Genomic DNA, 11,437 nt, shown 5'->3' on the forward strand with positions numbered 1-11,437 from the left:
TCAGTCTGTAGAGCGACCATAAGACCAGAACAGAGTAAATCTGTTAAGGCAGGTGCGAAAAATCCTTCGGGAAAGAAGCAGAAACCTAAATCGTGAGGTTTGGGAATCGCCGTCCGTTTTACGGCGGCGAGGATGTCAAGAGAAACTAAAGGATTTTTACAAGTGGGAACGCTACCCTCGCAGCTGGGGCAGCCAGCTTATGCAGGGAAGATATTGAAATTTTGCCCCCCCTCCGAACTATATCCTAACAATAGATATAATTTTTAATAAATCTTTACATTCCTCTCTCCGACCAGCGACTCACCAAGACTTTATCCTCTTGTTGCCAGAAGACCCTATCGGTCTATACCGTTTTTAAATGTACGAATCAAGGGTTCGCAGGCAGGCACGGATTCCCATTATACAAGAATAATAGGGCAAGTCTCCGATTTTGTCAAGGGTTTTGGCCAAAAAAAAATCGCCTCTGGGAGGCGGGGGTGAAAGGTATCACCCTGGAGAAATATTAAACGCCAAAAGACTTACCACAGCCGCAGGTTTGACTGGCGTTGGGATTAGTGAATTGGAAACCACCGCCGATCATCGCGTTGCTGTAATCTAACATGAGACCATAGAGATAGAGCAGACTTTTTTTATCAGAGACAATTTTGAAGCCATCGTAATCGAAAACCTCATCTTGGGGGCCAATATTGCTAGGATGCTCAAAATCCATCATATAGGACATTCCCGAACAACCACCCTGACGCACACCCACGCGCAGACATAAATCCTTGCCCTGTTGCTCTTTGAGCATGGTAAGGTGTTTGAGGGCAGCCTCACTGAGTAAAATTCCTTTTCCTTGAGTCTGAGTAGCTTGTGTCATCTTTAGCAGGAACTCCTAAACGCAGTTGAAGGGGACATATAAAACTTTACCTTCTCCTATCCATCTTAACGATAGTTGAGGGCTGATGACTGGATTACTGTTTACTTTTCCCGGTCTCGCAGGAGTTGTAGGGCAAAAAGAAGCAAAAAACTGGGATTATTAATTAAATAGGGTTGCCAGAGACGACTAGATTCTTGAAACAAACCCTAGAGCCATTCTCAGCCGATTTTCATCACCCAAGCATGGGGGGACGATAATCAAATCGGGAAAACGCTGCTTTGGGGATGCCGAAAAAGCAGCCGGAAAAGAGCCAAAGAAATTCACTTTTCTAAGCGGAGATTAGTGCCACTGCTATCGGTGCGATAAACCCAAGTTTTTTGCTTATCAGTCAGAATAATTCGCCATCCTTCCACTAATGCTTGAGTACAGAATTCTCCCGGTTTAGCTAATCCTAAACAACCATCGGGCCAGGTTTGTGGTTGTGCTGCTTGAATTTGCAAGCGATTAACGGGTATCTTGGTTTTCTGACTCAAATGTTGACGGACAGCCTCGATGACCGAATTAGGTGGACCGGGAGATGCTAAACTAGGTTGTACCAAGAGGAGAGAAAGCAGACTCCCTAGGATTAAAATAGCAGTTGAGCCCTGAACGATTCTCGTTGTACCGATTTGTCCTTGCCAGTTCTGGCTAAAATTATTTCTAGATATCATGTTTAGTGCTGCCTCTTTCCGGGGGGTGATAGTCCGAGCGAATCTTCCTTTTTATTATCAGTGTAACCGATACTATGTTCCCGCTCTGGTTTTCGAGCAGCGGAAGCAGTCAATGTCGGTTTTCGTTGTCATCTCCTGAAAACTTCCGTCTCTTTAAGTGGCGATGGCGATTAAAATAGATGAGGATGAACTATCTTAGATGGATGGGCTTATGTTATCTTTTTTCCTCCGTTGGTTGATTACCGCCGTCTCTTTATTGATTACAGCGCGAATAGTACCCGGTATAGAAATTAAAGATTTTACCGTGGCTTTGATAGCTGCTGTCGCTTTGGGTTTAATTAATGCTATCATTAGACCCCTGTTGATTCTTTTTACCCTGCCTTTAACTATTTTGACCCTAGGGTTATTTATTTTTGTGGTTAATGCCATTTCCTTTTCTTTAGCCTCCTATTTTATCAGTGGCTTTGAGGTAAAATCATTTTTTGCTGCTTTATTCGGTTCGATCGTGGTTTCAATCATTTCAGGAGTTTTAAATGGCATTTTCGTTGACTAAAGTGGGCAATAATTCGGTTAATTAGTGAGCAATCCTCTGTTTAAAACAGCTTGGCTTACTCTGATCTAGAGACGTTGATTATAACAACGTCTCTCTAGTTTTTGGTAAATAGCGATAGTTTTTATTTGAGAATCGGGGAATTAAATTGACAAAAAGATTGACAAAAATTATCGTTTGTGTTAAACAAGTTATATCGATTATTTACCAGAGGGCTTTAGGGTATGTTTATTATTTTATGTATGAGATCGCTTAGAACTACATCCAGAAAATCTCTACGGATTTACCGTGGCTTTTGTCGTTAAAAATCAGGAAAATTTAATCCCAAGATTTCCATCTCAAGCACCGAGAGCAAGTTCAATTACTATTAGAATAGTAACTTTTTGTGAAGATTTGGCTAACCGGGATGATCCGATCAGACAAAACAAATATAATCATCTTAATTAGATGACTAATAAGCTTTCTTAACCATCTTTCCAGACAGCATAACTACAAGAGTGTAGCAGGGGATTGTTGAGCTAAGGAGATTAACTAATCTCAAGTCAATTTTTCTTGTCTGTGTTGGCTTGAGAGACACAATCATCGCAGCAAAAGTTTTTTTCATTCAATTTAGAGGTTTTAAAATGACTAATAATCAGGAAAATCTTAGCCAAGAAAACAAAATTTATACAGTTCTCAGTATCGGTCAAAGAGGAGCAGGAAAAACAGTTTTCCTAGCGGCATCTTATCAGACTTTCAAAAATCAAGCAACTTCGGGAAATCCGGCTAATATTGTCTTCAGATCTCAAGAGGAAGAAAGCGAAGAAGATATTGAAAAAATTCTCAATTATGTCGCTAGAACAGGTCAATATCCCCCCGCCACTTTAAAAATCAGTAACTTTGATTTTAGTTTAGAGAAAAAAAGCGGTGATCGCTCGGATAAAATAGCGACAATTCGCTGGTGGGATATACCCGGAGAAAGTTGTCAAATCTATAATTTAGCCTTTGTCAATATGGCTTTACAGGCTAATGCTTGTTTACTGTTTTTAGAAGCAGCAAGTTTATTAAATGATTCAGACAAGCATAATAATTACCTGAAAATTTTTCAAACCTTGATCGAGATAATTAACCATAATAAAACTAGGTTTAATTTAGGCATTATTATCAGCAAATGCGATCTAGTTGTCTCTGACCAAAAATGCTGGCAAAACCTACAATTAAAAGTCAAAGAATTAGAGCAAAAACTGCGAGAGCAAAAAGTTAATCACCGGTTTTTTTACTCAACAGTTTTAATTGATTCCCAGCAAGGCACACTGCAAGCAAATCAAGCTTTAGACTCCCTATCTTGGTTATTGTCTCAAATCGATCAACAACTGGTAAACTTTTCCTAAATGACCAGCACTATATCCGATCCATTTACAGCAAGATTAGTAAAAAAATCTCTCAAAAATCTGCTGACTGCCTTATAACAGTCATCTTAATGGTGAGGTGTGAAGTTCTCGTTTTGGGGAGTCGGCACCAAATTAGGTGACAGTTCATCTTGAGGAGAAATGCCGTCAAATATCTCCCCAAAAACTAGAAACAAGACACAATTGTGTGAAAATTATTTATAATAGCCCACAAAAGTGCTTAAAGGTTACAGATCATGTCCTTGCTCGTTGAACAACTGATTTATAGCAGTTTCTCACAACTGGGATTTAAATATATCGCTAGTGTCAATGTCCCCCTAGGGATTCAACAGTTTTTTTATCAACATATAGTCTCTCAGTTATGGGACACCTATAATCCTCCAGACAGGAAATTTAAAGGAGTCTATATCTATCAAATTGACTCCCATAACACCCTCTTTGGTTGGTTAATTAACGATGGTAAGGATGAATTTGGTCGTGGGGACATCCCCTACTTTCATTGTTATTATTTACAGGAACTACTCGACTCGAAACAACTGTTTAAAATCCTTGCCTGTCTAGAAGCAGGCCCCCTAAAACGTATTTTCAGAGATGAGGCTAAAATCTCCCTTGACCCCGTAATTTTAGCCGACAATTATCAGGCAAATGCCTTTGAATTAGGGATTAAACTTTCTAAAGATATTCGTCTGTTTAGCCAACGGCAACTGCGGGAAGAAAAACCTCTACAATGGTTTATCTCCTCGAAAGAAACCAAAGAACGACAACGACCACATCCCACCGATAATAACTATGATAACTCTAAAAATACCTTACCTAGGGAACCAAATTATAAGGTAGAAATTGCCAAAATCCTGCAAGAATTAGCCGAAAAACCGCTCGCTATTGAGGGGATCATGCTTGTTTCTCCCCAGGGTCAACCTTTGACTGATTCCATCGGCATGGAACACAATAGTGCTTTAATCTTAGCCGGAACAATGCTCTATCTTGCCAATAACACAAAAGAGGAATTAAGCTGGTCTGATCTGGAACAAATTGCTATTCGCAGTCCCCAGGGTCATCTGATCTTAACCCCTTGCAGTGACCAAGCTTTTCTTTTAGTGAAAACTGGCAAAACGCTCACGGGATTGTTAGAGGTAGAAATCCAGAAAACTCGCTCAAAATTACAAAAAATTCTCGCTATCTCTAACCCCACCCCCGAAACTCCTCTCTTAAATCCCGCAGCTAATCCCTTCCTTGATTCCGTTGTAGAAGAATTCGAGATCGTCCTCGAAACCGAAGATAATAACAATGCAGATATTTCGTTACCGGGGCAGACCAATTCAGTAATCAGTAATCAGTAATCAGTAATCAGTAATCAGGAGTCAGGAGATTATTTTTATTTAGGGCTGGCTGAATAAATAGACCTCTTGCAGAAATCAAAAATCGTTGTTAGGGTTAGGAGTCAGTAGCCAGTAGTCAGGAGAATTAAAAATGAGCATTAATCAATTAAATGGTCTATTTACAGATTTTATGCCATTTAATCCTTATTTTTGCAGCTTTTGAACCCTTAACTGGGGTTTGCGGCAAAAAGTACGGGCGAAGCATTCGGTTAGAAAATCTACGGTTTCACCGATAGGTGATTGTCCGAATGCTTCGCCCCTACAGGACGCGGGCCGATGAAGACGCAAGGTTTTGAACGACGATTCTCTCAAAATCTTGCACCTGTTTCGCGAAAAAAGCCACAAAACTCTTACCTTGCCTACATTTCACATTTATTCAGCAAACCCTAACTGGGATAAAAAAATCGGGTGAGCTTTAACCCACCCGATCGCCTATAGATTGAAATCAACCTATAACTGTGGTACAAACTGTTCTTTTTCGGGAACGTAGGCGTATTCAGCCACAATCTGCCGGAATTCTTCCCCATTGATCGTTTCTTTTTCGATCAGCAGGTCCACCACTCGATCGATCACTTCGCGATGATCGCGGACAATTTGTCGAGAAATTTCATGGCAGTGTTCCACGATCGATCGCACCTGATCATCGATGCGAGTAGCGACCTTCTCAGAATACTCGGAACGAGTCATCAAACCGCCACCGAGGAACACTTCACCCCCTTGACTTTCTAGGGACAAAGGACCCAAATCGCTCATCCCGAAACGAGTCACCATCTGGCGGGCCATATCAGAAACTTGCTGTAAATCGCCACCAGCACCGGTAGTCACCTCATCATAGCCGAAGATTTCTTCCTCAGCCGCCCGACCACCTAAAGCACCGGAAATCCGGGCCATTAACTGCGCTTTCGTGGTTAAACCCTGTTCTTCGTTGGGAGTGAACCAAGTTAAACCCTGGGCCTGGCCCCGGGGAATCAGAGTCACTTTCTGGACGGGATCGTGATCTTTTAAGAGCGTACCCACGATCGCATGACCCACTTCATGGTAAGCGATTAAGCGCTTGCTCTTGCTATCGACTAAAGGAGTACCTTCCATACCCGCGATAACGCGATCTACCGCGTCATCTATCTCTAGGAGGGTAATGGCATCTTTACGACGACGAGCGGTTAAAATTGCCGCTTCGTTCAGTAAATTGGCTAAATCTGCTCCACTGAACCCTGGAGTGCGACGGGCGATCGCTTCGATGGAAACGTCGTTAGCCAGCTTTTTATTGCGGGCGTGAACGTCTAAAATCTCTAAACGACCTTTAAAATCGGGCGCATCCACGGTTACTTGGCGATCAAAACGGCCCGGACGCATGAGAGCGGAATCGAGAACATCGGGGCGGTTAGTGGCGGCAATGATGATAATTCCCGTATTCCCCTCGAAACCGTCCATTTCTGTCAATAATTGGTTTAGGGTTTGTTCCCGTTCATCGTTACCACCACCGATACCGGCACCCCGTTGACGACCTACTGCGTCAATTTCATCGATAAAGATTAAACAGGGAGCATTTTCCTTGGCTTTTTTGAACAAGTCGCGCACGCGAGAAGCACCGACACCGACAAACATTTCCACAAATTCCGAACCGGAAATGCTGAAGAAAGGTACACCCGCTTCACCGGCGATCGCTTTGGCTAAAAGGGTTTTACCCGTACCCGGAGGGCCAACTAACAGGACTCCTTTGGGGATTTTGGCACCGACGGCGGTAAATTTCTCCGGTTGTTTGAGGAAAGTGACGACTTCCTGTAATTCTTCCTTCGCTTCGTCAATTCCTGCCACATCATCAAAAGTGATACCGGTTTTTGCTTCCATCTGGAAACGAGCTTTTGATTTACCAAAACTCATCGCTTGACCCGGACCGCCTGGGATATTATTAGAACGGCGGAACAGGAAAAAGAGAGCGGCAATCAGCAAAAAGGGGAAAAGTAGATTACCGAGGAATCCCCACCAAGCGCCGTCATTCCGCATCGGGTGAGCATCGAAACTAATTTTAGAATCGCGTAAACGGGCGATCAAATCCGGGGAATTGGCCGGTAAATCGACCCGTAGGCGTTGTACTCGGTTTTCTAGTTCCGGATCTAGGGCCTGTACGATCGCGGTTCTGCCACCTTCGTAGAGATCGACGCTGACAACCCTACCACTGTCTAGGTATTCTAGAAAGCGTCCGTAGGTCATGCGGGTAGTGGCGGTGTTATTGCCGATATTACTGGTGGCCGTGGCAAAAGTGCCTTGCCAGAGGAAAAAACCGACCACAAGGGCGGGCAATGTCCACAGTAAAATCGTTTTCCAGGATAGTTTCATGTTTGTTTAGTGGTTCTAGGATAAAGATTTTTGCTTAACTCATTTAGCTGTTTTTGTCAAGGATTTTACGTTATTTTTTCGAGATTAATCCCCGCAGCCAATTAAATCTTAACTAAATGTAACGTAATTCTCATAATTCTGACAAGAATGGTGACGAGAGATTTTTTTAGTTCATTTGTTCTAGCAAGAGTCTCATGGTTTCTGGGATAAGCTGGATTAGAGAAGGACTATCTCGATGGTCAAGATTTAACAGTAGAAGTTTTTACTATTCTTTACTCTAGAGCGTGTAAACTACACAGTGTATAAGCTGTTCGCAATTTAAATCGTGGGTGAACGGTGTTGAAACCCTTGCCTTTTCTCGATCTGCTCGGAAATTTAGAGACTGAACAGCTTATCAAAAGCCACTGATTATCTGAGAGATTTATGACTCCAGAACATTTTTTGCAACTTTTACAACATCAAACTTCTTCCTTTGCTCAAACTGTGTCAACTAATGAAGGTGAATGGATTATTAAGGGTTTTATCGATATACATAAAAAAGTATATACTATATCTATTGATACGAAAATCATCTCTAAAATCCTAGAATTGCTTCTTTTTCCCATATTTGATAATTTTGCTAGATGTAACCAATTAAAGATAGAGGGGTGTATCTCACTTATGCAGAAATACCAACAATCAGCAATTATCAGTGACCCTTAAATTATTACAGATATATCAGCAGCTACCTGTAAGCATCCCACCGAAAAACTAATGCGCTCCGAGGTTTGGGGGCGGCACTTCGACACGCTCAGTGGCTGCGCCACGCACCCAACGGGGGGTTTGGGTAGGGTTGATTCATGAATCAACCCTACTATAGAGTTCTTGCATAATTAATTTTTGAGAGGGCAAAAATGAGATGCACCCAAGATAGAGTTAGTATCTCAACAAAATTTTTACCCTAATTTGACCTTTATTCACGAGCCAACAGGAGCTAAGTTGGCTGTGGATAGAAATTACTGTTAATGAGGAGAGTGTTTAGTGAAGTTAACGCCACTTGTACCACCGATTAAGTGTCAAGGAATTAAAACTAAATTGGTAAAAGATGTTAAAAATATTGTGTCTGATCTGAGCTTTGGGCGTTGGATAGAACCCTTTTCTGGATCGGGAGTGGTGGCTTTTAATATTAATCCCAAAAAGGCTTTACTTGCGGACACAAATACCCATATTATCCAGTTTTATAATAATCTCAAAAATCAAGTTATTACCAGTAAAACTGTTAAGCTTTTTTTGCAAGAAAATGGTCAATTTCTTAAGGAGCAGGGAGAAAGTTATTATTATCAAGTACGAGAAAGATTTAATCAATCTCCTAATTCTCTAGATTTTTTATTTCTCAATCGCTCCTGTTTTAATGGCGTGATGAGATTCAATCGTAAGGGACAGTTTAACGTACCTTACTGTCATAAATCAGAACGATTTTCTCAAGCATATATTACCAAAATAGTCAATCAAGTTATTGCCCTAGAAAATATTCTTATTAAAACTGATTATAATTTTCAAGTTGCTGACTTTCGAGAGACTTTATCTGATTGGCAAAAAACAGACTTGATCTATCTCGATCCTCCTTATTTAGGGAGACACGTCGATTATTTTAACTCTTGGTCTGAAGAGGATGAAGATTGTTTGGTGACTATTTTAAAGGATATTTCTTGTCGGTTTATTTTGTCCACTTGGCACAGTAATCAGTTTAGAAGCAATCCTTTAATTAAAAAAAATTGGAGTGCTGATAAGTTTTATATCTATACTAAACAGCATTTTTATCATGTTGGTTCCACAGAAAAATTGCGTCATCCGATCACCGAAGCGATCATTACTAACTTTAACATTCCCTTGTTGCCAGAGCGAGGAACTGATTTGCAACAACTGTCATTATTCCCATCGACAGCAGAAAATGAGGGAGTGAGAACAGTCTAGAAGATGCCTAGTTGCAAATTCTCACTCCTTACTATTTAGGGTTTGCTGAATAAATCTAAAAACCTTGTTGGATAATATCTTTAGGCTTTTTTGAAATCAAAAAGTGCCAGCGATTGGAGTGATTGGGGAGGGAAATTTCAGGTACTTTTTCCCTGAAAATTAGGTAACTGACTACCTCAAAATCGGTAAAACCCTACACCCCACACCCCACACCCCACACCCTGCCCCCACCAACAAACTTTTTCAGCAGACCCTATTTATCCTTGGCTTTGGCGCAGATGGTCATTAATTTGGCGTTTGCGCTTTTCTTGGGGGGTAGTGCTAGTAATTTCGCCAAAATCTTCGCTACTCATGGAAAGATGGGACATTATCTTTCTTTTGCGCTCTTTAGCAGTTAATTCCGGTGAAGGAGTTACTGGCGGCGGCGCTGCCACGGGTTCCGCTGCCACCGGAGGAGTTTCCACAATTGGCAGCGGTTTTTTGGGAATATAGTCAGCACCACTGGTACTTCTGGAGAGATGATCGAGAATGCGCCGTTTGCGATCGTCAGTAGCCATAAAAATCTTTGCCAATCTAGTTTAAAGTTTTGTAACTATCACCTATTGTCAAACATCCCTATCCCCTTGAGAAGTCAAGGGAGACTTTATCTTGAGGGATTGAAGACATATAAAACCTGCGATCGCATCTATCTGGTCGTGGAAGTGGAGGTCTTCTCGCCCAAGGTGATAAGATAAAAAACTAAGTCTTTGAAAATATGACAAAGGATTTATCTATCATGACACCCTCTTTAGCTAACTTTCTCTGGAGCCTTGTTTTAGGTGCGGCTATCGTCCTGATCCCTGCTACTATCGGTTTGATTTTCATCAGTCAATACGACAAGATCAAACGGACTTAATTTAAAATCCTAAAATGCCTAGACCGATTCCGTCTGGGCATTTTAGCTAATTTTGGAACTGGCAAGAGCGATCGCGCCGACTACCCGATACCCCTCTGTTTGTAAAACCTGCACAGCCTCCTCAATCGTGGTTCCCGTGGTATAAATATCATCAATTAAGAGAATCGGCACTGATTTCGGTAAATTTTTCCCCAGTTGAAAAGCCGCTTGCATCGTCTTTTTTCTTTCCTCGGCTGCCAGACTAAATAAAGCTGCCGTGTTCTTAATCCGAATTAATCCGCGACTAGCCAGAGGATAACCGGTTAAACGACAAAAACCCTCGCCAATGACTTCTGCTTGATTAAAACCCCTTTCCCTTAATCTTTCTGGGTGGAGAGGGATAGGAATCACCGTCAAACGTTTATCGGTGAGGGGAGGACGAAGCAGCCAAGTTTCCCCCATGCAACTGCCTAGCAAAGAGCCGAGAGCGGGATGGCGATCATATTTCATTTTAGCGATCGCCTGTTTTAATTTACCTTCATAGCGTCCCCAGATAAACAGGGGAATAGAACCATGCCAGAGAAAAAGCGGGTTATTCTGACGATAGGCCTGTAATTGTCGCCCACAATCACGGCAAAGCTCTCGCTCGCTCTGCCGTTGACAAAGAGGACAGGGAGACTTAAGAAATAAAGCGAGAAAAGGTTCGAGCATGGGAAGCAAAAGTTTTAGCTAGATCCTGACTTCCATCGTCAAAAACGGTCAAATAACGGGGATTACTCCGCTCGATCGAAAGACTGATTCCTTGCGCTCCTTCGGACTCTATATCTTGTAGATAACCCCCCTGATGCTGTTGTGCTTCCTCAAAAGAAGCAAAGGGACCAAAATAGTAAATACAGTGGGGGGAAAGGGAGGTAATTTTCAGCCACCAAGGTGTATTATCGTCAGAAATTTTATTTGTCTCCAAGAAAGATAAAATCATGTTCTGGTAGTGATAGGGTACAGGGATTGCGGGAATCAAGGACAGGTTTTTAGGAACTTTGCCCCCATAATTCCGATTTGCTGGCCAAAAATCGAGCTTTTGGCCAAAGAGAGTCTTTTTATCGTATTAGATTAACAAGGGGATCGGTCGCCAAATCAAAAGAGATTCTAAAAATTCCCCTCAGCCAAGGGGAAGCGGATCGAGATAGGATATTGACGCTCCCATGGCACTAAGCGCTTGGGGATTCCCTGTTCATCCAGTTACCTTATCTACTAAGCTTTCACTTAATAGACAGTGGGTAGTCTGTCCGAGGGCTTGAATTTCTGTCCGCCCGACAGTATTTGCCCGTGCGAGAATGTTTATAGCGGCGTTTTCGTCTCTATCCAAGACACACCCACAAGAACAAAC

Annotated in this window: 12 protein-coding genes and 1 pseudogene; 6 read left to right on the forward strand and 7 right to left on the reverse strand. The window is 42.0% G+C overall.

All coding sequences use genetic code 11. The features are described 5' to 3' along the window. Window positions 1-502: 502 nt before the first annotated feature. Together O9295_RS10270 and O9295_RS10275 are read right to left on the reverse strand one after the other, a co-directional pair. Complete coding sequence (locus O9295_RS10270) at window positions 503-859, reverse strand: iron-sulfur cluster assembly accessory protein (protein WP_052276018.1); 357 nt, start codon at window positions 857-859, stop codon at window positions 503-505. Between the two features lie 320 nt (window positions 860-1,179). Then, the gene (locus O9295_RS10275) at window positions 1,180-1,569 is read right to left on the reverse strand and encodes a DUF8738 domain-containing protein (RefSeq protein ID WP_072925311.1); all 390 of its coding nucleotides are present in this window, start codon (window positions 1,567-1,569) and stop codon (window positions 1,180-1,182) included. A gap of 211 nt (window positions 1,570-1,780) precedes the next feature. Between O9295_RS10275 and O9295_RS10280 the strand changes: the two genes are divergently transcribed. The 3 genes from O9295_RS10280 to O9295_RS10290 all read left to right on the forward strand — a co-directional run bounded on the left by O9295_RS10280 (window position 1,781) and on the right by O9295_RS10290 (window position 4,847). Continuing rightward, on the forward strand, window positions 1,781-2,122 hold the full coding sequence (locus tag O9295_RS10280; protein ID WP_002795975.1) for a phage holin family protein: 342 nt from the start codon (window positions 1,781-1,783) through the stop codon (window positions 2,120-2,122). A gap of 620 nt (window positions 2,123-2,742) precedes the next feature. Then, window positions 2,743-3,489 carry a TRAFAC clade GTPase domain-containing protein gene (locus O9295_RS10285; RefSeq protein WP_190721924.1) on the forward strand — a complete coding sequence of 249 codons (747 nt, stop codon included), beginning with the start codon at window positions 2,743-2,745 and terminating at the stop codon, window positions 3,487-3,489. 254 nt (window positions 3,490-3,743) lie between these two features. Further along, entirely contained in the window at window positions 3,744-4,847 is a 1,104-nt protein-coding gene (locus O9295_RS10290; RefSeq protein WP_288032881.1) for a roadblock/LC7 domain-containing protein, read from the forward strand. A gap of 489 nt (window positions 4,848-5,336) precedes the next feature. On the opposite strand, the gene ftsH2 is transcribed toward O9295_RS10290, so the two are convergent. After that, window positions 5,337-7,223, reverse strand: coding sequence for an ATP-dependent zinc metalloprotease FtsH2 (ftsH2, locus tag O9295_RS10295; protein WP_287168432.1), 1,887 nt, complete (start codon window positions 7,221-7,223; stop codon window positions 5,337-5,339). Between the two features lie 423 nt (window positions 7,224-7,646). On the opposite strand from ftsH2, the gene O9295_RS10300 reads away from it, so the two are divergent. After that, window positions 7,647-7,925, forward strand: coding sequence for a type II restriction endonuclease (locus O9295_RS10300; protein WP_232023848.1), 279 nt, complete (start codon window positions 7,647-7,649; stop codon window positions 7,923-7,925). Between the two features lie 318 nt (window positions 7,926-8,243). After that, window positions 8,244-9,176, forward strand: coding sequence for a DNA adenine methylase (locus O9295_RS10310; protein WP_288032882.1), 933 nt, complete (start codon window positions 8,244-8,246; stop codon window positions 9,174-9,176). Between the two features lie 257 nt (window positions 9,177-9,433). On the opposite strand, the gene O9295_RS10315 is transcribed toward O9295_RS10310, so the two are convergent. Next, window positions 9,434-9,733, reverse strand: coding sequence for a hypothetical protein (locus O9295_RS10315; protein ID WP_287727089.1), 300 nt, complete (start codon window positions 9,731-9,733; stop codon window positions 9,434-9,436). Window positions 9,734-9,951: 218 nt separating this feature from the next. Between O9295_RS10315 and psbX the strand changes: the two genes are divergently transcribed. Next, window positions 9,952-10,071, forward strand: a complete 120-nt coding sequence (psbX, locus tag O9295_RS10320) for a photosystem II reaction center X protein (RefSeq protein ID WP_002759073.1) — start codon at window positions 9,952-9,954, stop codon at window positions 10,069-10,071. A gap of 42 nt (window positions 10,072-10,113) precedes the next feature. Here the strand turns inward: psbX and O9295_RS10325 are convergent, their stop codons facing one another. The 3 genes and pseudogenes from O9295_RS10325 to O9295_RS10335 form a co-directional block, all read right to left on the reverse strand. Next, window positions 10,114-10,761: a ComF family protein gene (locus O9295_RS10325; RefSeq protein WP_288032883.1), complete on the reverse strand. Its 648-nt coding sequence runs from the start codon at window positions 10,759-10,761 to the stop codon at window positions 10,114-10,116. Continuing rightward, window positions 10,730-11,029 (reverse strand): DUF1816 domain-containing protein, encoded by a 300-nt coding sequence (locus O9295_RS10330; RefSeq protein ID WP_287168435.1) that lies wholly within the window; start codon window positions 11,027-11,029, stop codon window positions 10,730-10,732. The genes O9295_RS10325 and O9295_RS10330 overlap by 32 nt, the downstream gene beginning before the upstream one ends. A gap of 252 nt (window positions 11,030-11,281) precedes the next feature. Beyond that, window positions 11,282-11,437: pseudogene (locus O9295_RS10335) on the reverse strand (RNA-guided endonuclease InsQ/TnpB family protein); the annotation flags it as partial.

The sequence above is a fragment of the Microcystis sp. LE18-22.4A genome (assembly GCF_027531105.1).
Lineage (GTDB): Bacteria > Cyanobacteriota > Cyanobacteriia > Cyanobacteriales > Microcystaceae > Microcystis > Microcystis aeruginosa.